This window comes from Caulobacter sp. NIBR1757, assembly GCF_027912495.1.
In the GTDB taxonomy this organism is placed as follows: Bacteria; Pseudomonadota; Alphaproteobacteria; order Caulobacterales; family Caulobacteraceae; genus Caulobacter.
Map to the genome: position 1 here is coordinate 3223173 of NZ_CP115463.1, position 24652 is coordinate 3247824.

At 67.4% G+C, this 24652-nt stretch carries 21 protein-coding genes; 6 read left to right on the top strand and 15 right to left on the bottom strand.

Annotation, left to right across the window (positions count from 1 at the left end):
• The first annotated feature begins 53 nt into the window (after positions 1-53).
• Both O5I81_RS15735 and O5I81_RS15740 read left to right on the top strand, forming a co-directional pair.
• Positions 54-3884 carry an AAA family ATPase gene (locus O5I81_RS15735; RefSeq protein WP_271065806.1) on the top strand — a complete coding sequence of 1277 codons (3831 nt, stop codon included), beginning with the start codon at positions 54-56 and terminating at the stop codon, positions 3882-3884.
• A gap of 118 nt (positions 3885-4002) precedes the next feature.
• Complete coding sequence (locus tag O5I81_RS15740) at positions 4003-4260, top strand: GlsB/YeaQ/YmgE family stress response membrane protein (RefSeq protein ID WP_271065807.1); 258 nt, start codon at positions 4003-4005, stop codon at positions 4258-4260.
• Between the two features lie 677 nt (positions 4261-4937).
• Here O5I81_RS15740 and O5I81_RS15745 read toward each other — a convergent pair.
• The 3 genes from O5I81_RS15745 to O5I81_RS15755 form a co-directional block, all read right to left on the bottom strand.
• Positions 4938-5411, bottom strand: coding sequence for a response regulator (locus tag O5I81_RS15745; RefSeq protein ID WP_271065808.1), 474 nt, complete (start codon positions 5409-5411; stop codon positions 4938-4940).
• Positions 5408-6502: a histidine kinase dimerization/phosphoacceptor domain -containing protein gene (locus O5I81_RS15750; protein ID WP_271065809.1), complete on the bottom strand. Its 1095-nt coding sequence runs from the start codon at positions 6500-6502 to the stop codon at positions 5408-5410. The genes O5I81_RS15745 and O5I81_RS15750 overlap by 4 nt, the downstream gene beginning before the upstream one ends.
• 390 nt (positions 6503-6892) lie before the next feature.
• Positions 6893-7372, bottom strand: a complete 480-nt coding sequence (locus O5I81_RS15755) for a YcgN family cysteine cluster protein (protein WP_271065810.1) — start codon at positions 7370-7372, stop codon at positions 6893-6895.
• A 144-nt stretch (positions 7373-7516) separates the two neighbouring features.
• Here O5I81_RS15755 and O5I81_RS15760 point away from each other — a divergent pair, with 144 nt between their 5' ends.
• From O5I81_RS15760 to O5I81_RS15770, 3 genes are all read left to right on the top strand, one after another.
• Complete coding sequence (locus O5I81_RS15760) at positions 7517-9772, top strand: PBP1A family penicillin-binding protein (protein WP_271065811.1); 2256 nt, start codon at positions 7517-7519, stop codon at positions 9770-9772.
• Positions 9773-10046: 274 nt separating this feature from the next.
• Positions 10047-11465: a hypothetical protein gene (locus tag O5I81_RS15765; protein ID WP_271065812.1), complete on the top strand. Its 1419-nt coding sequence runs from the start codon at positions 10047-10049 to the stop codon at positions 11463-11465.
• 3 nt (positions 11466-11468) lie between these two features.
• The gene (locus tag O5I81_RS15770; protein ID WP_271065813.1) at positions 11469-12122 is read left to right on the top strand and encodes a hypothetical protein; all 654 of its coding nucleotides are present in this window, start codon (positions 11469-11471) and stop codon (positions 12120-12122) included.
• A gap of 10 nt (positions 12123-12132) precedes the next feature.
• On the opposite strand, the gene O5I81_RS15775 is transcribed toward O5I81_RS15770, so the two are convergent.
• From O5I81_RS15775 to O5I81_RS15805, 7 genes are all read right to left on the bottom strand, one after another.
• The gene (locus tag O5I81_RS15775) at positions 12133-13230 is read right to left on the bottom strand and encodes a DUF2336 domain-containing protein (protein ID WP_271065814.1); all 1098 of its coding nucleotides are present in this window, start codon (positions 13228-13230) and stop codon (positions 12133-12135) included.
• Complete coding sequence (locus O5I81_RS15780; RefSeq protein ID WP_271065815.1) at positions 13227-13901, bottom strand: hypothetical protein; 675 nt, start codon at positions 13899-13901, stop codon at positions 13227-13229. Before O5I81_RS15780 ends, O5I81_RS15775 begins: the two co-directional genes overlap by 4 nt.
• 55 nt (positions 13902-13956) lie before the next feature.
• Entirely contained in the window at positions 13957-14715 is a 759-nt protein-coding gene (locus tag O5I81_RS15785) for an ABC transporter permease (RefSeq protein WP_271069046.1), read from the bottom strand.
• 5 nt (positions 14716-14720) lie between these two features.
• On the bottom strand, positions 14721-15452 hold the full coding sequence (locus O5I81_RS15790; protein WP_271065816.1) for an ABC transporter ATP-binding protein: 732 nt from the start codon (positions 15450-15452) through the stop codon (positions 14721-14723).
• Positions 15453-15594: 142 nt separating this feature from the next.
• Entirely contained in the window at positions 15595-16020 is a 426-nt protein-coding gene (locus O5I81_RS15795; RefSeq protein ID WP_271065817.1) for a DUF559 domain-containing protein, read from the bottom strand.
• A 9-nt stretch (positions 16021-16029) separates the two neighbouring features.
• On the bottom strand, positions 16030-17019 hold the full coding sequence (locus O5I81_RS15800; protein WP_271065818.1) for an ABC transporter substrate-binding protein: 990 nt from the start codon (positions 17017-17019) through the stop codon (positions 16030-16032).
• Between the two features lie 474 nt (positions 17020-17493).
• Entirely contained in the window at positions 17494-19296 is a 1803-nt protein-coding gene (locus O5I81_RS15805) for an ABC-F family ATP-binding cassette domain-containing protein (RefSeq protein ID WP_271065819.1), read from the bottom strand.
• Between the two features lie 160 nt (positions 19297-19456).
• On the opposite strand from O5I81_RS15805, the gene O5I81_RS15810 reads away from it, so the two are divergent.
• Positions 19457-19756 carry a hypothetical protein gene (locus O5I81_RS15810; RefSeq protein WP_271065820.1) on the top strand — a complete coding sequence of 100 codons (300 nt, stop codon included), beginning with the start codon at positions 19457-19459 and terminating at the stop codon, positions 19754-19756.
• Between the two features lie 294 nt (positions 19757-20050).
• Here the strand turns inward: O5I81_RS15810 and O5I81_RS15815 are convergent, their stop codons facing one another.
• The 5 genes from O5I81_RS15815 to O5I81_RS15835 all read right to left on the bottom strand — a co-directional run bounded on the left by O5I81_RS15815 (position 20051) and on the right by O5I81_RS15835 (position 24559).
• Complete coding sequence (locus O5I81_RS15815) at positions 20051-20407, bottom strand: hypothetical protein (RefSeq protein WP_271065821.1); 357 nt, start codon at positions 20405-20407, stop codon at positions 20051-20053.
• 72 nt (positions 20408-20479) lie between these two features.
• Positions 20480-22069 carry a peptide chain release factor 3 gene (locus O5I81_RS15820; protein WP_271065822.1) on the bottom strand — a complete coding sequence of 530 codons (1590 nt, stop codon included), beginning with the start codon at positions 22067-22069 and terminating at the stop codon, positions 20480-20482.
• Positions 22070-22112: 43 nt separating this feature from the next.
• The gene (locus tag O5I81_RS15825) at positions 22113-23684 is read right to left on the bottom strand and encodes a hypothetical protein (protein WP_271065823.1); all 1572 of its coding nucleotides are present in this window, start codon (positions 23682-23684) and stop codon (positions 22113-22115) included.
• A 94-nt stretch (positions 23685-23778) separates the two neighbouring features.
• Positions 23779-24159: a hypothetical protein gene (locus O5I81_RS15830; protein WP_271065824.1), complete on the bottom strand. Its 381-nt coding sequence runs from the start codon at positions 24157-24159 to the stop codon at positions 23779-23781.
• 67 nt (positions 24160-24226) lie between these two features.
• Positions 24227-24559 carry a DUF1491 family protein gene (locus O5I81_RS15835; protein ID WP_271065825.1) on the bottom strand — a complete coding sequence of 111 codons (333 nt, stop codon included), beginning with the start codon at positions 24557-24559 and terminating at the stop codon, positions 24227-24229.
• Positions 24560-24652 lie beyond the last annotated feature (93 nt).

Consider the following 24652-nt stretch of genomic DNA (forward strand, 5'->3'; position numbering starts at 1 on the left):
GCTTCACCTAGCGCCTGCAGAAGTTTCCCGGCATGATTGTGAAAGGGGGAACGATGAACCGACTTACCAAAACCGAAATTCAGAACGCGCTGCTAGCGGGTCAACCAGTCTCTTGGACCACTTCGACGAACAAGTCCGAGACTATCCAGCTTAGCAAGCCTGAGCAGCGACGCCTATTTTCGTATCTTCTGACCTCGTCAGTGCGAGAACCTAAGGGGCTCAGCGATGCTTTCGTTGACGGGCTTTCCCAAGCCCGCTCCGCAGAAGACGATCCTGCACAACAGGCATCAGGCCCTGGGTCACAGGCGAACCTGGGCGGACCTTGGCGCCTCCAAAAGCTAGAAACTCAAGGATTTGGCGGTCTAAACATAAGCGGCGGTCCGCCATTTACATTGGAATTCGATGCGGAGAGCCTTCTGCTACAGGGGCCAAATGGAAGCGGAAAATCATCGCTAGTAGCCGCCATTCTTTGGGCACTCACCGGCGAACGGCCTCGAGATCAATCGGCAGAAAAACCGGAGGACCGTGCTGCGGTATTCGACAGCGAGAACCGACCCATCGGAACTTGGCCTCCCGTGGCCTCCTATCCCGCCGACCAAAGCGGCCTCTCTGCGAACCCATTGGTTCGGGTGACTCTGACGTTCGTGGATCCAAACGGTAGCACGGCCCAAGTAGAGCGGCTTCTGAAGGATGGAGAGATCATTCCTCCACAAAGCCCGACACTCCAAGTGCCCGACATCTTCCTGGAGACTGGGCTGCTTATGCCTGCTCGCATGGCGCGTTTGCGCCTTGAGAAGGGACCGACCGCCCTTACTGCGGCGGTCCAGCGCCTGACCGGTTTGGACGACTTGATAGACATTGGTCTTCTGGCTGACGGGCTATGTCACAAAGGACGAGAATATCTCACGACGCATTCCAAAGATTTGCTTCACCAAACTTCATTGTTTGAGACAGCTATTGCAGAAGTTCGCCGTGCCTTGGAGCCCACAGGCGAACGCGTAGAATCCTTCAAGCCCAAGGATACCGATGATGTCCAAGGTGATCTTGCGGCGCTTGGCAAGAAACTTCGGACGCGAGCCGGCGAACTCACAAAGGTCATTGCTGACGACCTTACGGAGGGTTTGGACCTAACGAATGCCAAGGTTCAGTTGGATGTTGCTGGAGCAATTTCCGGTGCGCGCGAAGAACTTACGCTGGGCTTAGCAAGCTTGGCTCCCTGGAAGACACTTGAAGCTCTTTCAGCGGCCGTTGTTGCTCAAACTCCAAGTGCATTGGAGCGGATCGCCTCCAAGGCAGAAGATGCGATCATCGAAGCATTGGCATTTGATGACAGGGCCAAGAGCGATTCAAGGCTGCAGATGAAGGCGCTCGCAGCGCACTGGCATGAGGCGAACCGCTCCGGCCCTGTTGCTGATTGCCCGTTGTGCGATGAGGTTTTGGCCGACCCGACATTAACGGCAGAAATTGAGAATTTGCGTTCAAGCGGGCAGGCAGCCACTCGACAGCTCATTGATAATCTAAATGCAATTCAGGCGGAATTTGACGCAGCCATTCATCAGACTGTTGCTGCGGCTATCCCTGACGCTTCAACATTTGCGCCTAGACAAGCAGTTGTCGACGGCTTGGTTGCGCGTTTTGTAGAGCGCGAGCGTTACAGCTCCTTCCTAGCAAGCTTCACGAAACTGGTTTCCAACCAACTGAAAGCGGCCCCTTCCGAGGAACTCCCTCTAGAAAGCTCCCCCGAGCGGAGCGGGTCAGACCCGAGCCAGCCTCTTCGAGGCAGAATCTCTGCGCTCAGGCGAATACTCTCACTTGCTGAGTGGTTCGATTGCCACTCCGAAGACTGGCGGTCATGGTGGGGCTCCGCCGCCGGCCTCCGAAGAGAGGAAGAAGGCGAACACTCTGAGGAAAATTCTGAACAGGTTGAAAGCCTCAACTCGCACCTTGCCCGCTTGTCGGATGCTCTTGGGGAGGCTTCGCCCTATCGGATCGCTGCGGAAGCATTGGGCCGCGCATGGACAGCCGGCCGAGAAGCCAGTCGTCTTCAAAAGCTCCAAGGTCTCCGAGAAGATATCGCCGAACAGCTATCCCCGCTGAAAACCTTGGGCGCCCTTGCAGAGGCTCAAGCGCGGATGGCTATAGGCGCCCTTTCGACTGATATCTCAGATATTCTGAAGAGAATTCAACTGAACGAACGATTAGCCTTTAAAGGTGCCCAACTCCAAAAGAAGACAGGCCTGCTGGTTCAGGCGGGATTTGACGAATCCTTCAAGATCGATGCAACCCTAGTTGCTAATACGTCTTGGCTCAGGGCCCTGCTATGGGCATTTTTACTAGCTCTGAGAGCGGAAGCTGTAAAGCAGCACGCGAGTGATCCGCTTGCCCTACTGGTCCTTGATGACCCGCAAGCAACCTTTGATGCTGAGCACCGTCACCGTTGGGTCGCTGAGATAGCAGGACTTCAACGAAGTCCGATTCCCACTCAGATCATACTGGCGACCCACGACGAAGTATTCTTGGAACTAGCGAAACTGGGCGGCATCTCGGGTCGAGAAGCGATCATCGTTTCTGCAAGTTCGGAGCTTGGTCATGCGGCAATCTTTGAAGGAGCCGCTCTTGATCGGCAATGGACCCGCGCTTTAGCTGAGAATACGCCGTCTGCTGGCCAAGACTACATTGCTGCCGTACGGGTGCACGTTGAAGGGCTACTGCGGCTGATGCTACGAGGCCAGGACGCTGGAGTCACATCCGTTCTCTCCGGATTCGTGCTGGGCGATTCACGCGAAAAGCTGCGGCAGTTGAATGCTGCAAAGTATGCCCCTTGGGACAAAGCAGAGTTCAACCGCCTCATCGGGCAGCTTAACGCTGGCACCGTTGCCATTAAACACATGGAACTATCCCACCATGCTGGTCGGACTGTACTCGGCATGGGCGAGGCGACGGACGTTGAGCAGCATTGGCGAAAAAACCTCGCTCCGGCCCTCAACCGCGCCTTTCTCATGGCTAGGGAACACCAACTGCTCCATGGCGGCCTGAACGCACTTCATGCCCCGCAGCCCAGTTGTGAACTGCCCAACGGATACACCGACAAAATTCGCAGCCTGCGACTAAAGATAGTCGGCCGGGCGGCAGCTTTCAGCGGCAGTTCGGCAGCAGACGGCCGAATGGATCTGACGCTGGAAGCGGCTGGAGATACTATCGTTTTGGGGAAGCACTGGGCGTTCAGGCTGAATGCCCCAACTCTCGAACCTGTGGCGCGTAAGGGCGATGTGCTGTTGGTAAGAGAACTCGGCGCTCCCTCGTCTAGATCGCTGGTAGTTGCCCGTGTAGAAGATCGAATCGTCGCGCGGCGATTGGAAATTTCGGAAAATCACAGCGATGTCGCAGTACTGACTGCGCAATCCGTTAACCCCCAACAGATTGCTCCGCCGCTGGTGGTTAAGCAATCGACGCTTGATTTGCATAAGGTGGTCGGAGTGATATTTGACTCTGCCCGCAGGATTACTCAAGGCGATGATGAAATATCTGACTGTGGCGGCGAGTCGGCTATTCATCATATTACGGCTGCCATCCACGGATTGGTGGAGGTTTCGGGCCAAAGCGCCGAGCCGATTGCCTTAGACGGGCAACTTCTTCTTGTCGGGGCCCCTTTAGCGCCGGCCGATGCACTTTCTCAGTTGGACGGTCATCCGGTCATTGCTGGGGACGGCAACGAGAACCGGTACTTCAAGCGACTTCGCCACATGGACAACGATGTGGTGGTGCTAGAGAGCTTGGAAATCAGTGGAGACTTCCCCCCTATCGTTCTCAGTCACAACAAAAACGCAACGACTGACTTGGCTCAGGTCTGGCCAGTGTTGGGGGTGTTATTCGAGCGTGCTTAATTCTTAGCGCGGGAGTGCTCCCTTCCCTTCCGGTAGTTCAGCCCCCCGGAACAAACCCCCTCCCCAACCGCTCCCCCCTCCAAGGGTTCGCGATCGTCGCCGGCCTTCGGAGAACCACATGTCCATTCTCGCCTGGATCGTCCTCGGGATCGTCGCCGGCTTTATCGCCAGCAAGCTCATCAACAAGTCCGGCAGCGGCCTGGTCATGGACCTGGTGCTCGGCGTCGTCGGCGCCGTGGTCGGCGGCTGGCTGTTCAATCAGTTCGGCAGCGCCGGGGTGACCGGCTTCAACCTCTACAGCCTGTTCGTCGCCGTGGTCGGGGCGGCGGTGGTGCTGCTCATCTACCACCTGGTCTTCCGTCGCGGCCGCGTTTAGGCGCACCGCTTCGGCCCGCATAGAGGGCCGCAGACAAAGGCTCCCCGGCATCGCTGCCGGGGAGCCTTTTTCGTTCTGCAACCGGTCCAGGGGGCGAGGGCGGCGTCGATTCCTGTCAGGGCGACAGCGGCGGTGCGCTGGTCGGCATGCCCTGGCTTCAGGCGTTAGGCGGGACGACGGTCGCCGTCGTCTCTCCGAAACGCCGTCGGCCGGGCGCTGACTGTCAGACGCCGGGCGGCGGCGAGGGTGAGGTCGCCTCTGGGCTCCCTTCTCCCCTCGCGGGAGAAGGTGGCGCCGGAGGCGTCGGATGAGGGGGCTCACCGTCTTCCGACACCGCCTGTCCTATACGTCGCCAACCTTCTGCCGCTCTTAAACCCTCTTCCTCCCACCGCTTCGCGGCGGGCCCCTCCTTCTCCCTTAGGGAGAAGGGAAAAAAAAGCTCCGGCATATGCATATGCGATAGCCCTTCCCCGCAACTGGGCATGGCCCAGACAAAAGGCTCCCCGGCATTGCTGCCGGGGAGCCTCTTTCGTTCCGCCACGGGTTCAGGGGGGCGAGCGGGGCGGAACGGCTGGTCTCGACCAGCATTCTAAAACGCGCCGGGAAGGGGATCGTTCGGTCTACCAGCGCGATCATTTGAGAATTGTCAGATCGGCCTGGAATTCCGCATTGGCCCGCTAGACCGGCTCCATGCCGAAGCCCGCCTCGTCGAACACCTCCAGCCCTTCCGGCATCGGCGGCGGGGGCTCGCCGGCCATGCGGGCCAGGAGGTAGGCGACGGCGAGGACCATGTCGGCGGCGTCGTAGGGCTTGGGCAGGGAGGCGATGGCCACCGTCCTGGCCGAGCGGGCGCGGCTGGTCTGGCCGCTGATCAGCAGCACGGGGATGCCGAGGGCCTTGAGATGTTCGGCCAGTTCGATGCCGTCGTCGCGGCCGGCCAGGCGGATGTTGACCAGGGCCAGGTCCGGCTTGCGCTTCTTGGCGACGACGACGGCCTCGGCGTGGCGTTCGGTCAGGTCGAGAACCTCGTAGCCGGCCTCGACCAGTTCGTCGCGCAGGATCATCGCCACCAGGGCCTCGTCCTCGACGATCATCAGCGTCTTGCCGAGCCGGCCCGGCCCGGTCGCCGGGGGGTTGGATGGGGGGGTCATGCACTTTCCTCCGCGCGGGGCGTCTCGGCGATGTCTTGCCGCGCCGCGCGGGGGTCGTCATGAACCAGGGCGATGCTGGTGTGCTGGATCGACACCTGGGTGCCGGGATGGCGGGCCGAGGTCTCGACCACGGCGCCCAGCTGGCCGGCCAGGGCGCGGACGATGCTGGCCCCCATGCCGACGCGGGCCGGGGCGGTGAGCGGCATGCCGACGCCGTCGTCGCGCACGCACAGCACCCAGTTGGGGCCGTGGAAATTGTAGTCGACCTCGATGTGGCCCGGCCGCTCGCCCGGAAAGGCGTGCTTGAGGGCGTTGATCACCAGCTCGGTGATGATCAGCCCGAGGCTGACCGAGACCCTGGCCTCGACCACGCCGTGGCCGCCCTCGACGGTCAGGCGGATCCGCGAGGGATCGGCGATCATCGAGGCGGTGATGCTGCGGCAGAGGTTGAGGAAATAGGCCTGGACGTCGACGACGCCGCTTTCGGAGGTGGACAGCAGCCGCTCCAGGGCGGCCACGGCCATCACCCGGCCGTGGGCGTCCTTGAGGTTGCCGCGGGTTTCCTCGGAGCTGGTCTTGCGGGCGTTCTGCAACAGGACGCTGGCGATGATCTGCAGGCTGTTGGCTACCCGGTGGCGGACCTCGCGCAGCAGGACGCTGTGTTCCTGCACCAGGGCCTCCTGGCGGGCGGCGTCGGCGGCGGCCTCGGTGACGTCGGTCACCCCGATCAGGATGCGGGTCTGTTCGAGGTCGAGGTAGACCAGGCGGCGGGCCTGGATGATCAGGTTGCGGACCGGCTGGCGGGGGCGTTTGAGGTCGATGTCGCGGGCCTCGGCCGTCGCCTGGCCGCCGACGGCGGCGTCCATCAGCAGGCGCAGGGCGGGGCTGTCCCACTCGCCGGCGTCGAGATCGTAGAGCGGACGGCCGACGACCTCGGCCTGGGCCAGGCCGAAGACGTCGCAGAAGGAGAGGCTGGCGGCGACGACGGTCAGCTGTCCGTCGAGCAGCAGCAGCGGCGCCGGCGAGGCGGTGACCACCGCCAGGGTCAGGCTGAAGGCAATGTCCTCGAGGCTGTGGGCGTGATCGGACATGGCGGGCCTTGCTGGGTCCGGAGGCTCGCGGGAGGCGAGCCGATCGCCGGGGACGCCGCGAGGGGCCAGGTTGGAACAGGTCGGAGCGGTCTATCGCGCTACACCCCAACGCCGCGCGAGGGCGGCGGTTGCGTGGCCGGCGCCGGTTTTCGACATATTGTCGCCGGTCCCGACACTGAGGGGGTTCAGGGCCGGCGTCTGGGAAGGAGGAAGGCTTCGCTCCCCCGCCCACCGCTGTCATCCCGGCCGGACCCCGGCGAGAGCCGGGGGGAGAGCCGGGACCCAGGGGCGGCGCCCACAGGGTCGGCGGCGGCAGGGACGGCGCCCTGTCCCTCCCTGGGTCCCGGCTCTCCGCGCTTCGCGCTGCGGCCGGGATGACAGACGCGGGGGTCAATCCGGGTCGTAAGGCTCGTCCCCCCGGTCGATCATCAGGTCCCAGGCGGTGTATTCGAGGGCGTCCTCGGGGTCGACGAGTTCGGTCTCGCTGATGGTCTGGCCGCGCACCGAGACGCCGGCCTTGTGGACGCTGTCGGGGTCGCCGGTGACCAGGGGGTGCCATTCGGGCAGGGTCTTGCCCTCGTGCAGGCGGCGGTAGGCGCAGCTGGGCGGCATCCAGGGCAGGGCCTCGATGTTGTGCGGGGTCAGCTTGACGCAGTCGGGCACCTGGGCCTTGCGATTGGCGTAGTCGGTGCAGCTGCAGCGCTGGCTGTCGAACAGCATGCAGTGCACGCGGGTGGGGATGACCTGGCCGCTGTCCTCATCCTCGAAGCGAACCAGGCAGCAGAGACCGCAGCCGTCGCATAGGCTTTCCCATTCGGCCACCGTCATCTGGCGGAGGCTCTTGTATTCCCAGAAGGGTCGGCGAGGCATGGGCAAGGCAGTACCCCCGATCCGCCGCGCTCGCCAGCCCGCCTGTCCTTGCCGGTTCGGCACAATCCTTGCGTGATGGACCGCACGCGCCTCTGAAGGATACAGATGAGGCGTCCTTTCCCGTGTTCAGACTTCAGGTAGCCCGTGTCCAACGACGAAAACGACAAGTGGAGCCTCGAACCCTTCCGGTTCGACGATTCCCGGCCGGCCGCCGAGGACCCGGAGCCTGAACCCGCGCCGCCGCCGCGCCGCGAAAGGCCGGTTAAGGAGAAGAAGGCCAGGCCGCCCCGCGAGCCGCGGACGCCGAAGCCGCCGAAGCCGCCGAGGGAGAAGAAGCCCCGGCGCGAGCGCATCGTTTCCGACGGCCAGGGTTGGGAACGGTTCAAGGCGCTGCTCGGCAAGCTGAAGTGGCTGTGGATCACCCTGGCCGTGCTGTTCGTCATCGGCGTGACCGTGGCCATCGGCGGCGGGGTCTATGTCTGGCGCAAGTATCTGACCGATGTGCCGCCGCTGCCCGACCGGGCCGCCCTGTTCGCCGTCAACCGGGCGCCGGGCATCAAGTTCCTCGACCGCCAGGGGACGCTGATCGCCACGCGCGGGCCCCGCTATGGCCAGCGCATCACCCTGGACCAGCTGCCCGAGCACGTCACCCACGCCTTCCTGGCGGCCGAGGACCGGCGGTTCTACCAGCACGGGGCGCTGGACCTGTACGGCATCAGCCGCGCCGCCGTCGTCAACTGGCGGGCCGGTCACACGGTGCAGGGCGGCTCGACCATCACCCAGCAGCTGGCCAAGGGCCTGTTCCTCACCCCGGAACAGACCATCAAGCGCAAGCTGCACGAGGCGGTGATGGCGCGGCGGCTGTACAGGGTGCTGACCCGCGACGAGATCCTCGAGCTGTACCTCAACCGCATCTATTTCGGGGCCAACACCTTCGGCGTCGATGGCGCCTCGATGAGCTATTTCGGCAAGTCGGCCCGCGATCTGACCATCGGCGAGGCGGCCCTGCTGGCGTCCTTGCCCAAGGCGCCCTCGCGCCTGGCGCTGAACAAGAACATGGCCGCCGCCCTGCTGCGCTCGCACCTGGTGCTCGACCGGATGCGCAAGGAGGGCTGGATCACCGCCGCCCAGGAGCAGGAAGCGATCGACAATCCGCCGAAGCTGCAGGCCAAGGCGCTGCAGGACGAGGGGGATCTCGGCTATGTCCTCGACTACGCCACCAACGAGGCGGTGAAGATCGCCGGCGCCAACGCCCCCGACCTGACCGTGCGGCTCACCCTCGATTCGAAGCTGCAGAAAGTCGGGGCCGATACCGTGCGCAAGGTGCTGAGCACCGATGGCGTCAAGGCCAAGGCCCGGCAGGCGGCGCTGCTGTCGCTGGGCGGCGACGGGGCCATCCGGGCCATGGTCGGCGGCGCCGACTTCGACGTCGCCCCGTTCAACCGCGCTGTCCAGGCCAAACGCCAGCCGGGCTCGACCTTCAAGGCCTTCGTCTATGCGGCGGCGTTGGAGAAGGGCCTGCTGCCCAAGGACATCCGCGTCGACGGGCCGGTGAAGTTCGGCGACTGGGCGCCGGAGAACTATGGCGGAAACTACTCGGGGCCGGTCACCCTGGAGGTGGCGCTGGCCAAGTCGATCAACACCGTGGCGGTCAAGCTCGGCCAGGAGGTGGGCGGCCCGGCCATCGGCGAAATTTCGCGCCGCTTCGGGGTGACCACCGTTCCGGCCAGGCCGGACCTGTCGGTGGCGCTGGGCTCGTACGAGGTGAACCTGCTGGAGCTGACCAGCGCCTTCCAGGTGTTCCAGCAGGCCGGCCAGCGGGTGCAGCCCTACATCATCGAGAGCATCGTCACCCAGGACGGCCAGCCGGTCTACAACCGCAGCCAGCGGCCGGGCACGCCGGTCTACGACATCCAGTACGCCAGCATGATGGTCAAGATGCTCAAGGGTGTCGTCGAGCGCGGCACCGGCACGCGGGCCGCCTTCGGCCGGCCGGCGGCGGGCAAGACCGGCACCAGCCAGAACTACCGCGACGCCTGGTTCATCGGCTTCACGCCGGACGTGGTCACCGGCGTCTGGGTCGGCAACGACGACGACACGCCGATGGAGCGGGTGGCCGGCGGCGGCATGCCCTCGACCATCTGGCGCCAGTACATGGTCGCCGCCCACGCTGGCCTGCCGGCCCGCGACTTCGACTGGCTGCTGCCCGACGTCGAGCCGGAAACCGAGCCCGACCCGCGCAACGGCTTCTACGAGGGGCTCGGGAGCGACTTCAGCCGCTCGGCCAGCGAACTGGAAATCCTGACCCGCGACCCGGATCCAGTGATCGACCCGCCGCCCGGACAGGCCCCGCCGGGAGCCAGCGCGCCGCCGGCGCCGAGCGAGCCGATCCCGTATTGATAATTCCTCCTTCGGGACGCAACGCGTCACGGGGGAGGGGGACCGCGCCCGCAGGGCGTGGTGGAGGGGGCAGCGCTGAACTGTCGGGATGAAGCGCGTTCTGGCGCGCCTTTGACAGCTGCATTCATGGTCATCGCCAAGAGCCGGCGCTGCCCCCTCCACCACCGCCTTCGGCGGCGGTCCCCCTCCCCCGTCGCTACGCGCCGGAGGAGGACTTGTGACCGCTCAACAGGAAAATATGGTTAACGAGTTGTAAACGCGGCTGGATCGGGGTTTGCTCTGGACCGACATGACCCCCACCGGACTGTTCCGGTCCGGGACGGTTCCGGAGTTCCGCATGTTCGAGTTCGGTCGTCAGCTACGCCGCGCCTTCGAGACCCCCGCCAGCCCGCCTCGCGACGGGATGACCGGCGGCGACGCGGCCCTGCTGGACCTGCTGGACCTGCGGCTGCTGAAGGCCGAGGCCCGGGCCGCCGACATCGCCGCCGGCCGCATCAGCGCCCGCGACCCGGCCATGCGCCAGCTGGACGCCGCCCTGGTCTGGCGCGAGGTCGCCCGCCGCTCGGGCGACGCCGTCGCCCTGCGCAAGGCCGCCGCCGCCGCCGAGAGCGCCGCCACGAAGTTCGAGGCCGCCCGCCGCCCGGCCGGCGTCGCCCGGGCCCGGGTCGAGCAGGCCTTCAGCGCCCTGCTCGGGGCCGAGCTGTTCGGCGACGAGGGCCTGGAAGCGGCGGTCATCGCCACCCTGACGCCCGTCGCCGCCGATCCCGGCCCGGCCGGCGCCCTGGCCCTGTGCGGCCTGGCCGGCGTCGACGGCCGCCGGGCCCTGCGGGGCGGCGGGGTGGAAGACGCCCTGGCCGCTGCCGGCCGCTTCGAGGCCCCGCTGCGCCGCCTCGACCAGGCTGGAAAGGGCAATGTCGCCCTGCGCATGGCCGCCGCCGAGCAACGCGCCGTGCTGGCCGACATCCTGGCCGGCTGCGGCGCCCGGCTGAAGGACCAGCCGCTGATCGACTGCGCCCTGCGCGAACTGGCCCTGGCGACCGGGACCCTCGACCCCGACTACGAGCCGCTGATGAGCGCCCGCATCACCGCCCAGGCCGGCGCCGCCCGCGCCGCCCTGGCCGAGCTGACCGCCGACACCATCGCCGCCGCCGACGGGGTGCAACAGCTGACCGACGCCCTGGAGCTGATCCCGCGCGACCACAGCCCGCTGGACTGGACCCGCATCCAGGCCCAGCTTGGCCAGGCGTTGCAGACGCTCGGCGAACTGACCGACGCCCCGCGCGCCTTCGACCAGGCCCTGCGCTGCTACGACCGGGCCGTCTTCGACCTGGGCGGCGAGACGGCCCTGGCCCTGCACGCCTGCGTCGCCGCCGGCCGCGCCAACTGCCTGGGCCGCCTGGCCGAGCTGACCGGCGACCTCGCCGTGCTCGACGCCGCCGAGGCCGCCATGCTGACCGACCTCACGGCCCGCAATCCCGGCCAGGACCCCACGGCCTGGGCCCTCACCCAGCTGGGCCTGGCCCGGCTGTATGAACTGCGGGTGGAGATCACCGGCCGCGGCGACCATCGACTGGCGAACGCGGCCATGGCATACGACGCCGCCCTGGAAGTGTTTTCCGAACAGGGCCTGCGTTCCCTGTGCGACCTGGCCGCGCAGGGGCTTGAACGCCTCAGGGAACGGTCCGAAGCTTAAACCATGCTGCTGTCGTTGTTCGCTTTGGCCCTGGCCGTTCAGGAAACCCCTCCCGCCGAGCCGGAGTTCGGCCGACCCGAATGGCTCTCCAAGCCGACGCGCGCCGACCTGACCGACGCCTATCCCGTCTCCGCCTACGAGACCGGCAAGGGCGGCACGGTGACGATGATCTGCCGCGCCACGGCCATGGGCGACCTCGACCGCTGCGAGGTCATCAAGGACACCAACCCAGAGGCCGGCTTCGCGGGGCCCAGCCTGAAGCTGACCCGCCTCTACAAGATGAAGGCCGTGGGCCCGGACGGGGCGCCGGTCACCGGCCGCCTGGTGCGTGTCCCGATCGTCTGGACCGCCCCCGGCAAGTTCGCCGCCGACGGCCTGCCCTACGACCTGATCCCGCTGGAGCGCCTGACGTGGACCGGCCGGGTGCGGCCGACCAAGACCATCGGCGAGACCCGGACGCTGCGTCTGGTCTGCCGCATCAGCGTCACCGGCAAGCTGACCCCCTGCGCCGAGCCAGGTTCGCGCAAGGCCTATGACGGCCCGGCCAAGTGGACGGCCCGCAAGTTCACGGCCGCCCCGCTCGACGTCGACGGCAAGCCGACCAGGGGCAAGCTGGTGGTTCTGGAGTTTCCGGACGTGACGTCGAAGCTGCCGTAAGACCGTCGGTCTAGGCGGCGGCGACGTCCCCGGTCCGCCGGCGGATCTGCCAGAAGCGGATGGTGCGCTGGGCGACCTCCAGCGGCAGGTCGTTGTACAGCTGGCCATACTGCCGGGCCTTGGCCATGGCGTCGCCATCGCTGTCGAGGATCAGCACCGCGAAGGTCAGGAACAGGCTGGCCTCGAAGCCGGCCGCCTTGCAGATCACCGCCAGGGCGTCGAGCTCGCGGCGTTCGACGATGCGGCGGGCGGTGTGGAAGTCGATGTTGGCCAGATGGGCCAGGGCGACGAGGAAGCGGGTCGTCTGACGACCGCGCAGCATGGCCGCCAAGGCGCGGGGGCCGAGTTCGTCCTTGGCCGCCATCCGCTGGACGTCGGCCTCGGCCTGGGCGTAGTCGGCCGGCAGGGCGCCGTCCTGGGCGGCCAGCCGCTTGCGGCCGTTCTCCAGGGCTCGCTCCAGTTCGGCCGGATCGATGCTGGCGTTGCGGGCCAGGATCTGCTCGCGGATGCGGGCTTCGGCTACGAAGTAGATCTCGTTGAGCAGGTCGACCGGCAGGCTGCGGCGATTGACCAGGCCTTCCTGCAGGCGCGGGCTGTTTTCGGCCTTGTCGACCAGCCGCTCCTGGGCCTCGCGCGACAGGTCGGCGCCGTCGTTGCCGATCAGGACGCTGAGCGTCTCCTCGTCGCCGCGCTCGACGATGACGTCGGACACGGCCGACGACAGGCGTGGCCGTTGCGAGATGGCCTGCAGGTGCGCCTGGCCCTGGGAGCGGGCGACGACGATCAGGTCGCTCTCACTCAAGGAGGCGGCGCCGGTCAGCACCGGCCGGGCGACCTCGATCTGGTCGCCGGCCAGGCGGCGCAGGACGCCGGCCGGGGCGTCACGGCGCGCGGACAGGCGGCCGGAGAGTTCGGCCCGGACAGCAACTTCCATTTCGCCGGCCAACTGACCAAGCACCTGGTCGAACAGGGCCATTTCGGCCGGGGCGTGGGCGTCACGGGAGAAGAAGGCGTCGGTCAGGCCGCGCAAGAGATCGCGTCGCCGCTCGCTTGACCCTTCATGGGCCAGGTCGACCAGTTCGCGCAGGCGTCCAGTCTCGGCGGTCACTTGCGGGCATCCTTCGTGGCTTGTTTGGCGAGGTTCTTCTGCTGCTGGTCCCGCTGCTGCTGGTCCCGCTGCTGCTGGGCCTGTTCCTCATCGGCTTCGTCATCGGAGGCCGGGTCGGGCTGCTGGGCGGCGCCAAGCGTGCCGGGGTCGAGGGCGACCTCGCGGCCGCTGAACTGCGAGGCGGCCGGCGGGGTCGGGATGCGGTCGGGCGTGCCGCCCCACTCGCGAACGACGGAATAGGACCGCGGCGCGCTGTAGCCGTAGTTGGGTGTCCCGGCCAGCGGTGGCGGGCTGGGCGGCGGCGGCAGGCTGGGCGGCGTCGGCTGCGGGCCAGCGGCGGCGGGCTGCGCGGCAGGCGCGGGCGCGTCGTAGAGACTGGTCGGCAGGCGCGACGGCTCGGGCGCGCGTGAGGCCAGGACAGGCGGCGGTGCGGCAACGATGGCCGCCGGCGTGACCGGAGCGGCCCGCGGCGCGGCGGTGACCGGCTTGCCGGCCCAGCTCAGGGTGCGGCCGCGATAGTCGGTCGGTTCGCGGAGAGCGGGAGGGACCGGGCTGGAAGCGGCAATGACGGCGGCCGGCGGTGATTGGCTGCGGCTCGGGCCATAGCGGTCTTCGGCGGCCAGGGCGGCGCCGGGAAGACCGATCAACAGGAGGATGAGGCCAAGACGCATGGGGGACCGGAGATTTGCTTCCCGCCAGTGTGCCCTGTTGCGGCTTAAGGGGCCCCTAACGCCCGCGCCACCAGGCGAGGATACGGCGCTCGAGGACGTCGACCGCCGCGTAGAGCAGCGCCGCCATGATCGCCAGGGTGAACAGGGCGGCGAACACCCGGGCGGTCTGCAGCCGGTTGGCCGACTCGATGATCCGCCAGGCCAGGCCCTGAGCCCCGCCCGAGCCGGCCACGAACTCGGCGACCACCGCGCCGATGACGGCCAGGGCGGTGGCCACCTTGTGCCCCTCGACGAGGGCGGGGATGGCCGACGGCAGGCGCAGGCGGATGAGGCTCTGCCAACGATCGGCCCCGTAGAGGGCGAACAGGCGCTTGAGGTCGGGATCGGCGGCGCGCAGGCCGGTGGCAGCCCCCGAATAGATGGGGAAGAAGGCGACGATGGTAGCCAGCACGATGATGGCGCGCTCGGGGTGGTCGAGGCCGGTCCAGATCATCACCAACGGGGCGATGGCGATGACCGGGGTGACCTGGATGGTGACGGCGACCGGCTGGATGGCCTTTTCGATCAGGGGCGAGAGGCCGCCCAGCAGGGCCAGGGTGCAGGCGCAGACGCTGGCCACGGCCAGGGCGGTCAGGGCCATCGACAGGGTGGTCCAGGCGGCGGTGGCCAGGGCCGGCCAGTCCTGCATCAGGCTGGTCCAGACGGCGCTGGGCGCGGGCAGCAGGTAGACGGGCACGGCCAGGGCGCGGCAGGCGATCTCCCAGCCGGCCAGCAGGACAACGACGAGGGCCAGCGGGGCGAGGATGTCGATCAGGCGCTTCATGCGACGCCCCCGGCCAGCAGGCGGGAGATGGCCTCGGCCGCCTGGCGGAAACCGGCGGTGGTGCGGAAGCCCTCGGGGCGCGGCATCGGGCCTTCGATAGCCAGCTGGCCGGCGATGCGGCCGGGGCCGGGCGTCATGACCACCACGCGAGAGGCCATGTAGACGGCCTCCTCGACATTGTGGGTGACGAACAGGATGGCGGGCTTGAACTCCGACCACAGGGCCAAGACATCGTCGGCCAGCCGCCGGCGGGTGATCTCGTCGAGGGCGGCGAAGGGCTCGTCGAGCAGCAGCAGGCGGGGCTTGGTCGCCAGAGCCCGGGCGAGCGAGACCCGCATGGCCATGCCGCCCGACAGCTGGGCGGGGCGTGTGTCCTCGGCGCCGGCCAGGCCGACCTTGGCCAGCCAGTCGGCGGCCAGGGCCCGGGCCTCCTTGCGCGGCATGCTGGCCAGTTCGAGCGGCAGAGCCACATTGCCGGCAGCGCTCAGCCAGGGGGCCAGGGTCGGGGCCTGGAAGACCAGGGCGGTTTCGCCGCGTTCCGTCGCCCGGGTCACCGTCCCCCGCGTCGGCGCCTCAAGGCCGGCCAGCAGCCGCATGGCGGTGGACTTGCCGCAGCCGGAGGGCCCGACCAGGGCGACCACCTCGCCGGCCCCAAGCGTCAGATCGACCGGCCCCAGCGCCAGCCCACGGGCGTACTCGACCTCAACGGCTTTGAGGTCGGCGATCATTGTGCGGCCGCCCATCCTCCCACGTAGGCCGAAGGCCGTACGGGGGAGGGGGACCGCCGGCGAAGCCGGTGGTGGAGGGGGCGAGGGCCGTGCGCCAGCCTCTCAAGGCGCGACCAGCTCAATTCTGAGAGAGGGCTCTTCGTCACTCGCCCCCTCCACCGCTTCGCGGTCCCCCTCCCCCGTAAACGGGTGAGGATGTGGAGCGTCGTCCCTCGGCAAGTTCGTGGGCGAGAAGGCGAAGACCGTCGGCGATTGCGTCCGGGTCGGCCAGGACCTCCGACGCAGCGATGCGCTGGACGGTCAACCCTTCGGCCCTGAGCCACGCATCGCGGCGCGCGTCGTGCGCCGCCTGCTCTTCAGTCCAGTGGCCCTGCCCGTCGATTTCCACAACCAGCTTGGCCTGCGGGCAGAAAAAATCGAGGATGTAGTGGCCCATCGGGTGTTGGCGTCTGAACGGCGGCTGTCCCTCCAGCCTGACGCGAAGACGGGTCCACAGCCAGACCTCCGGCTTCGACATCTCCCGCCGAAGGGATCGCGCTCGTTTGCCTGCCAGGATGGTCGAGCGCACCGAACCCGCCTACTTCTTCAGGAACTCAAGCGTGTAGGCCTGCTTGAAATCCATATCCTTCGGATAGACGCCCTGCTCGCTGGTCACCTTGAAGAACTCCGCCCAGCGGGCGTCGCTCATGGCGCCGATGCCCAGGGTTTTCGCATCGCCGCTCTCGACGATGCCGTACTGGTTCATCACGTCACGGGCGTGGGCCAGCAGTTCCGGGGTCATTTCCGGATTGTCCTTGAGGATCAGGGCGTCGGTGGCGGCCGCGTCGCCGGCCAGATAGGCCTTCCAGCCGATCGCGCTGGCCTCGACGAAAGCGCGGACGGCGTCGGGATTGCGGGCGATCAGCTTGTCGGGGGCCAGCACCATGGTGGCGTAGCCGGGGTAGCCCTCGTCGGCCAGCAGGAAGACGGCCGGCTTCAGCCCGGCCTCCTTCTCGATCGTGTAGGGCTCGCTGGACAGATAGCCCTGCTGGATCGACCGCTTGTCGGCCAGGAAGGGCGCGGCGCTGTAGTTGTAGGCGCGGACCTGATCGTCGGTGAAACCGTACTTGGCCCGCAGCCAGACCCAGAAGGCCTCCTTCGAGGCGGCCGACAGCAGGATCGGCCGGCCCTTCATGTCGGCGATGCCCTTGATGCCCTGGTCCGGGTGAGCCATCAGGACCTGCGGATCCTTCTGCATGAAGGCGGCGACGGCCTTCACCGGCACCTTCTCCTTCACCAGGTTGAGGGCGATGAAACTGTTCGAGCCCATGCCCAGCTCGATGGCCCCGGCGGCCAGCAGCTGGGGCACGTTGACGCCTGGGCCGCCCTGCTTGATCTCGACGCTGAGGCCGCGCCGGGCGTACTCGCCGCTGGCCAGGGCATGGTAGAAGCCGCCGTGCTCGGCCTGGGCCTTCCAGTCGGTGGCGAAGCGGATGCGGGTCTTGCCGGGCGGAGTTTCGGGAGCCTTGGAACAGGCCGCCGCGAGCGCCGCCATGCCACCGGCCAGAACCATTCGACGAGACGTCATGCCACCCTCCCACACATCGCTGGCGAAGGTAGGGCGACCGGCGTTCGTCGCCAAGGGGTTCAGGGAAATGGGAAGGCCAAAACGAGCAAGAGGGCGAAGCATCCGGTCGCCCGGCGGCCTCACCCTCTTACCCAGTCCCCCGAAGGGTTCTGGTGGCCGAGGGGTGGTGGCTGGCGTGGGGTCCGGATTGCTCCGGTCTTCAACCAACCGACCCCTGACCGGTCTCCGTGGGTCTCCCCTCGGTCCTAAAGTCTGGAGCCGTTCCGCTCGCCTGGCCTTCCGGTTTCCCGTCTCGCCCGCGCCGCGGTTCCTCTCGACAAGGGGAGGGTCTCACCACTCCCGGACGGCTGCAACAGCTTGAAAACGCTGGCCTGTGCACCGAGGTCGGATCAATTGGGGACCGCTTGTGGATAAGCGGGAACAGGTCATCGCGGGCCCTTACCCGGCAAGGGGCCTGAGGTTATCCACCGGTTTTCAGCCGGCCAGGCTTTCGCGCTTTTCCTCGAGGGCCAGCCATTCTTCCTCGGCGGCGGCCAGCTTCGACCGGGCTGCGTCCATGGCCTTCATGGTGCGGTCAAAGGCGGCCGGGTCGCGGGCGTAGAGGCCGGGGTCGGCGATCGCCGCCTCAAGTTTCTTGATGTCCTGGGGCAGGCTGGCGACCAGACCCTCCAGCTCTTCGAGCCGGCGCTGGTCCTTGTAGGTCAGCTTGGCCTTCGGCTTCGGCGGCGCGGCCGGCGCGGCGACCGCAGCCGCCGACTTCTGCTGGCTGCGCAGCACCTGAACGCCGCTGGTGAAGAAGCCCGGGTTCTGGGCCAGGAAGTCGTTCCAGCCGCCCGGCGTCTCGACCACCTCGCCCCGGCCGTTGAGGCCGATGGTCGAGCCGGCCAGCCGGTCGATGAAGTCGCGGTCGTGGCTGACCAGGATCAGGGTGCCCTGGAAGCCGGCCAGCAGGTCCTCGAGCATGTCGAGGGTTTCCATGTCGAGGTCGTTGGTCGGTTCGTCGAGCACCAGCAGGTTGGCCGGCGTCGCCAGGGCCCGGGCCAGCAGCAGCCGGGCCCGCTCGCCGCCCGACAGGGTCGAGACCGGCTGGCGCAGCTGGTTGTCGCGGAACAGGAAGTCCTTGGCGTAGCCGGCGACGTGGCGCGGCGTGGCGCCGACCATCACCTGGTCGCCGCCGCCGGGGGTCAGGGCTTCCCAGAGGGTGGCGCTGGCGTCGAGATCGGCCCGGGCCTGGTCGATATAGGCAATCTCGAGGTTGGTCCCGAGGATGACCGTGCCCTCGTCCGGCTCGATCTGGCCGAGCAGCAGCTTGACCAGGGTGGTCTTGCCCGCCCCGTTCGGCCCGACGATGGCTACGCGGTCGCCGCGCTGGATGCGGGTCGAGAAGCCCTTGACCAGCACCTTGTCGCCGAACGCCTTGGACAGGTTCTTGGCCTCGGCCACCCGCTTGCCGGAGGCGGAGCCGACGCTCATCTCCATGTTCAGCGTCCCGCGGGCCTCGCGCAGCACGGTGGACTTCTGCTCGCGCATGTCCATCAGCCGGCGGCGGCGGCCCTCGTTGCGGGCCCGGCGGCCGGTGACGCCGCGCTGCAGCCAGTGTTCTTCCTTGGCCAGGGCGACGTTGAGGCGGCGGAACTCGTCGGCCTCGGCCTCCAGCTGCTTTTCCGACCAGTCGTCGAAGGCGGCGAAGCCCTTGTCGAGGCGGCGCACCCGGCGGCTTTCCAGCCAGAAGCAGCGGGTGGTGGTGCGTTCCAGGAAGGCGCGGTCGTGGCTGACGATCAGGGCCGCGCCCCGGCTGCTCTTCAGCATGCCTTCCAGGGTCTCGATGGCCAGGATGTCGAGGTGGTTGGTCGGCTCGTCGAGCATCAGCACGTCGGGCTCTTCGGCGAAGGCCCGGGCCAGGGCGGCGCGGCGGATTTCGCCGCCCGACAGGCCGGCCGTGCTCTTGGCCGGATCGAGGCCCAGTTCCGTGAGCGTCGCCTCGGCCTGATAGCCTTCGGCCCCGCCGGCGGTGGCGTAGTCGAGCAGGGTCTCGCCGGTGATCTTCGGCTCCTGCGGCACCACGCTGATGCGCGCGCCCGGGCTGACGGACCGCTCGCCGGCGTCCGACTGGATCTCGGCCATCAGCAGGCGCATCAGCGTCGACTTGCCGGCGCCGTTGCGGCCGACCAGGCAAGCCTTCACCCCGGGCTCCAGCGCCAGATCGACCCCGTCGAACAGGGTGGTGGCGCCGTCCACGAGGCGGACGTCTTTGAGAGCGAGGATGGGAGGACGCATGGGAGGGCTGCCTCCTAGCGGGCCGCGGCCCCAAGGTCGAGGGTCAACCGTCATAAGGGTGAAATCGATTCGCCATATGCATCGATCCGGGTCATGGTGCCGCCGCGTGGGTTCCCCCCTGAGGCGAGCCCAATTTCCACCACGACGGACGGGGTCGGTGATGGCGATAAAGCTGGTGCGGCTTGAAGACGAAGCCACGGTGACGGTGCTCGAGCCCCTGACGGCCGAGATCATCGAGGCGTTGCGCTATTTCCGCGGCGCCTGTCACCGCAAGCAGATCATCGAATTCATCGAGATCGCCCACCGAAAGGCGGGACAGCATGTCGATGGCCTGTCGCGCGAGATTATCGCCGCCTTCGAACGCCACCTGGGCGAGGGCCGCGAAGACCCCCGTCCCTTCCGCCTGCCGCTGGGGCCCGACTCCCACCGCTGGGCGCTCGCCGACAGCGCCCGCGCTTAGCGAAGCGGCAGACGATTATACCGGTTTCCGGCGCTGCAAGCACGATCGCATCCAGCAAGCCCTTGAATGGGCGTGATATTCCCGTGGCGCAACCGCTGTGAATGTTGGCGCCAGCGTTGACAGGACGTAGGCGCCAAGGCCGGGAATGTTGACAGGTTGGTGAGCCGGAATGCCAACGCCGCCCGTCCGAAGGCCGTGCAAGGCGCTTCGCCGCCCCTTTAGCAAGATGAATATGTCTAGACATATTGCCCGGAGCCCAGCGGGCCGGCGTTTTCCGGGCCAAATCCGCTCCGACTAGTCGCCGACCGGCTCGATCCCGCGCCCCTCTTTCGGGATCAGCATCTGGCAATCGAGCAGCTCGCGGGCGGCGTTCTCGTCATTGGCCTGGAAGCGGGCGCGCGAACCTTGCGTCGCCCTGGCCATCGCCGCTTCGACCTGCGGTGGCTTCATCCCGCCGTCACGACGCGCCGCATCCATGGCGGCGAAGGCCCAGAATTCCGCATCGCTGCGGGCCAGTTTCGCGCCGGCGGAGCTGTTCTCGGCTTCGAGATCGGACCAGGCCATGGTCAGGCCGGCGCAGGCCAGCGCCCGCGGATAGGGCGGCGGCCCGTCCGTGCTCGCCAGCATCAAGCTCAAGGCGATGACGATCATGCCGGGCCTCCCGAGGTTCCATGAAGCCCGGGGGGCGGAAGGCCGTCAAGCGGCCAGCCGACATAGCGACGGTCAGCCGCGCTCCCGCGTGCGCTGGAAGCTGACCTTCGGATAGCGCTCGGCGACGTAGTTGATCTCCCAGGCCGACTTGGCGAGGAAGACCGGGCTGTTGTCGATGTCGCTGGCCATGGCCGTGCGGTGGGTGGAGCGGAAGTTCTCGATGTCGGCGTCGGTCCCGCCCAGCCAGCGGGCCTCCGCGAACGGCGAGGCTTCGAAGATGACGTCCAGGGCGTATTCGTTGCCGAGCCGGTCGGCCATGACCTCGAACTGCAACTGGCCGACGGCGCCGACCACGAAGTCGGAACCGAGCTCGGGCCGGAACAGCTGGGTGACACCCTCCTCGGCCAGGCCTTCGAGCGCCTTCTTCAGGTGCTTGGCCTTCAGCGGGTCCCGCACCCGCACCCGGCGCAGGATTTCCGGGGCGAAGTTGGGCAGGCCGGCAAAGCGCAGGGTTCCGGTTTCCGACAGGCTGTCGCCGACCCGCAGCACACCGTGGTTGGGAATGCCGATGACGTCGCCGGCGAAGGCCTCCTCGGCCAGCTCCCGGTCGGAGGCGAAGAACATGATGGGCGCGTTGACGCTCATCTGCTTGCCGGTACCCTGCGACTTCAGCTTCATGCCGCGCTGGAACTTGCCGCTGGTCAGCCGGAAGAAGGCGATGCGGTCGCGGTGATTGGGGTCCATGTTGGCCTGGACCTTGAAGACGAAGCCCGACACCTCGGGATCGCCCGGCGAGACCTCAGACGTCTGGCCGCCCTTCTCGACCTTCACGGCCTTGGGCGGCGGGGCGAAGGCGCCCAGGGTGGCCAGCAGCTCATCGACGCCGAAATGGCGCAGGGCCGAGCCGAAGATCACCGGCGTCATGTGGCCTTCGAGGAAGGCTTCCGGATCGAACGGCTTGGAGGCTTCCTGCACCAGCATGGCCCCCTCCTCCGCCTCTTCCCGCTCGGCCGGGTCGAGGTAGCGGTCCACCGCATTGCCGTTCAGCGGCACGGCCGGATCATGCCCTTCGTCGCGATTGCGATTGTAGGGAATGAAGGTCTGGGCCCGCAGGTCGATCATGCCCTTGAACCGTCCGCCCGATCCGGCCGGCCAGTAGAGCGGCGCGGGGTCGAGCTGCAGCTTGGTGGCGATCTCGTCGAGCAGGGCGAAGGGGTCCTGGGCCTCGCGGTCCATCTTGTTGATGAAGGTGACGATCGGGATGTCGCGCAGGCGGCAGACCTCGAACAGCTTCAAGGTCTGCGGCTCGATGCCCTTGGCGGCGTCCAGCACCATGACGGCGGCGTCGGCGGCGGTCAGGGTGCGGTAGGTGTCTTCCGAGAAGTCTTCGTGGCCCGGGGTGTCGAGCAGGTTGAACATCAGACCGTCGTGATCGAAGGTCATGACGCTGGCCGAGACGCTGATGCCGCGCTCGCGCTCGATCTTCATCCAGTCGGACCGGGTGCGGCGGTTCTCGCCACGGGCCCGCACCTGACCGGCTGCCCGGATCGCCCCACCGGCCAGCAGCAGGTTCTCGGTCAGGGTGGTCTTGCCGGCGTCAGGGTGGCTGATGATGGCGAAGGTGCGCCGGCGCGCGGCCTCGGCGGCGGGGGTATTGGACATGGGGCGGGCTGTAGCGGGCGGAGGCGGAAATGTCACGGGTCCCCTAGCCGCCGGCCTTCTCCGCCTCGTCGATGCGCTGCAGAAGCTGCTTTGCCGCGGCGGCGGTCCCGCCGCCATGCGGGCTGTTGACCAGCGGCGACAACAAGGCCCTGGCCTCGCGCCAGTGGCGCTTGGCCATCAGAACCTGAACCAGCTCGAAGCGCAGCCCCACCACCTGCGGCGCCTGCTTGTAAGCCCGGATCAGGTAGTCCAGGTCGGCGGCGGTGGGATACTGGCCGCTGAACCGCCGCGCCTGAGCATAGGCGTAGAGGATGCGATAGTCGTTGGGGGCCAGAATCGACGCCTTCTTCAGCCATTCCTCGGCCTCGGTCATCATCGCCTTGTCGGCGATCTTGCGGATCTTCGGCTGGGCTTCCGCCTCCTCCGCCTCCTTCTTGGCCTTTTCGTCCTTGGCTTTGTCGTCCTTGGCCTTGGGGTCGGGCTTGGCCTCCTCGGGCTCGCGCTCGAAGGCGTCGTCATAGAGGGCGACGCCCAGCACATACATGGCCTCGGCATCGTCGGGATGACCGGCGATCCAGTCCTTCAGCAGCTTGCGCGCCTTGAGGTCGTCGCCGAGTTCCGCCTCGACCTGGCCCAGGGTCAGCGTCGCCAGCTGATCACCGGGATACTTGGCGGCCCGGCGCTGGATGGTCCCCAGAAAGCCGGGCGGCGCGTTCTTGTAGTACTGCGAGACGATCTGCACGCGGGGCAGCAGCAGGTCATCGGCGGAGGGCGGCAGGGTGGTGATGGTGATCTGCGGCGGGGCGAAACCGCCGCGGTTGAACTGGGTGATCTTCAGGCCGCTGCGGGCGTATCGGCGCAGCGTCTGTTCCAGCGCCTCCATCGACAGGCCGGTGACGTCGGTCATCGTCTTCACCGGATCAGCGCCTTTGGCGACCGCGCCGGCGTAGGCCTGGAACTGCTTGTACCGCTCCGGATCGCTCATCAGATAGTGGGTCAGCAGCCAGGACTGGGCGTAGAAGGAGGCCCAGTCGGTGCTGCTCCGCTTGTTGCCCAGCAGGTTGGCCATCGGCATCCACTTGCCGGCCAGCAGACTCTCTCCGCGGTTGTCGTTGACCTGGCCGACCTCGATGAAGCGGTCGGTGATCTTGGTGACGCCGTAGTATTCGGCGTAGCCCTCGACCATCCACGACGGATAGGCCCCCGGGAAACTGCCCAGCATGAAGTGGTGGACGTATTCGTGCAGGATCGTGTCGTCGTCGCCGCGCCCTTCGCTGGTCGCCACGGCGAAGACATTGGAGGCGCCGGGCTGGTAATAGCCGGCGATGGCGTCGCCGGCCCCGTACCAGGTCTCCTGCAGGTCGTCGCGGGTCCTGACCAGGTAGATCGGCAGCTTGCGCAGCGGCACACCGGTTTCCGGCAGGCCGTGACGGGCCCGCAGGAAGGTATCGAACAGCTCCATCTTGCTGACGTAGTCGCGCAGCACGCTTTCGGAGCCGTTGCTGTAGACGATGAAACGCGGGCTCTCGGCCTTGATCCACCGCGCCTCGGCCGGGCTGGCGGCCAGGGCCAGCATGACGACAGCAGCAAGCGCCGTCAGAATACGCGAAAACATTGAAGCCCCCCCGAGACGCCCGCCCAGCGAGCTAAGCAAAGGACGGGGTCTACGTCCAGTAGAAGCCCCAACCCTTCCCCATTCTTCGGGAATCCTAGGCCGCGAGCCGCCGCCAGACCTGCCGGTCAGCCTCGACCGTGGTCAGGTTACCCTGCTGCTGGCGCTCGTAGAGCAGGCCCATGACCTCGAAGCCGATCTGGGCGTAGCGCACCGCGACCAGCTTCTCGTCGCATCCCCGGGCGGGGGAGATGAACAGGGCCGCATTGATCTCCGGCTGCTTGAGCAGGATCAGGCTGGCCAGGCGGCGCGCCCGTTCCGGATGGAAGCGGTGCAGCAGCGGCTCCTCGGAGAACAGTTCGCGGCCCAGTTTCTCGACAAAGCCCAGGCTCAGCGAGCGGAACCGCGGGGCGGCGACCGGCGGAGCCATTTCCGTTGGGGCCAGGTTCAGGACCACATCGTTAAGCAGGAAAAGCATGGCGCACTCATTCTGGGGGCAGACATGAATGCACCGGTCTCACTTACAGGACCGTCAAGGAACGCGGTTAACGGGACTCCACCGCCTCGGTCAGGAAGTGGCGTCCCTGGCGGTCCTCGATCTCGACGACCCAGACGTCGGGGTCGATGCGGGCCGTGCGGGCGATGTAGGCGTCTAGGTCGCTCTCGACCGTGCTGGCCACCGGCTGCATCCAGAAGCGCTCCCCGTCGCCCCGGGTGGCCTCGCTGTAGAGGCGGGCGCCGCCCTCGCCACGGTTGACCGCCTTGACCAGCACCGAGCCGGCCCGGGCGTCGCCCTTGCGGGCGACTGCGGCGAACGCGCCGCCCAGCTCGGCGCGGCGGATCAGGGCGGCGACCCAGATGTCGGTGGACAGCAGCAAGGATGATCTTTCAACGCTTCGGCGGGCCGCTAACCGGATGGTAGGGCGCCCGCCGCTATGGTCACCGCACAACAATAGAGAAATGCGGACCGA

Bases quoted from the DNA above. Each gene is read 5' to 3' on its own strand.
- O5I81_RS15735 (WP_271065806.1), top strand. From the start codon at position 54: ATGAACCGACTTACCAAAACCGAAATTCAGAACGCGCTGCTAGCGGGT.
- O5I81_RS15740 (WP_271065807.1), top strand. From the start codon at position 4,003: ATGTCCATTCTCGCCTGGATCGTCCTCGGGATCGTCGCCGGCTTTATC.
- O5I81_RS15745 (WP_271065808.1), bottom strand. From the start codon at position 5,411: ATGACCCCCCCATCCAACCCCCCGGCGACCGGGCCGGGCCGGCTCGGC.
- O5I81_RS15750 (WP_271065809.1), bottom strand. From the start codon at position 6,502: ATGTCCGATCACGCCCACAGCCTCGAGGACATTGCCTTCAGCCTGACC.
- O5I81_RS15755 (WP_271065810.1), bottom strand. From the start codon at position 7,372: ATGCCTCGCCGACCCTTCTGGGAATACAAGAGCCTCCGCCAGATGACG.
- O5I81_RS15770 (WP_271065813.1), top strand. From the start codon at position 11,469: ATGCTGCTGTCGTTGTTCGCTTTGGCCCTGGCCGTTCAGGAAACCCCT.
- O5I81_RS15780 (WP_271065815.1), bottom strand. From the start codon at position 13,901: ATGCGTCTTGGCCTCATCCTCCTGTTGATCGGTCTTCCCGGCGCCGCC.
- O5I81_RS15790 (WP_271065816.1), bottom strand. From the start codon at position 15,452: ATGATCGCCGACCTCAAAGCCGTTGAGGTCGAGTACGCCCGTGGGCTG.
- O5I81_RS15800 (WP_271065818.1), bottom strand. From the start codon at position 17,019: ATGACGTCTCGTCGAATGGTTCTGGCCGGTGGCATGGCGGCGCTCGCG.
- O5I81_RS15805 (WP_271065819.1), bottom strand. From the start codon at position 19,296: ATGCGTCCTCCCATCCTCGCTCTCAAAGACGTCCGCCTCGTGGACGGC.
- O5I81_RS15810 (WP_271065820.1), top strand. From the start codon at position 19,457: ATGGCGATAAAGCTGGTGCGGCTTGAAGACGAAGCCACGGTGACGGTG.
- O5I81_RS15815 (WP_271065821.1), bottom strand. From the start codon at position 20,407: ATGATCGTCATCGCCTTGAGCTTGATGCTGGCGAGCACGGACGGGCCG.
- O5I81_RS15820 (WP_271065822.1), bottom strand. From the start codon at position 22,069: ATGTCCAATACCCCCGCCGCCGAGGCCGCGCGCCGGCGCACCTTCGCC.
- O5I81_RS15825 (WP_271065823.1), bottom strand. From the start codon at position 23,684: ATGTTTTCGCGTATTCTGACGGCGCTTGCTGCTGTCGTCATGCTGGCC.
- O5I81_RS15830 (WP_271065824.1), bottom strand. From the start codon at position 24,159: ATGCTTTTCCTGCTTAACGATGTGGTCCTGAACCTGGCCCCAACGGAA.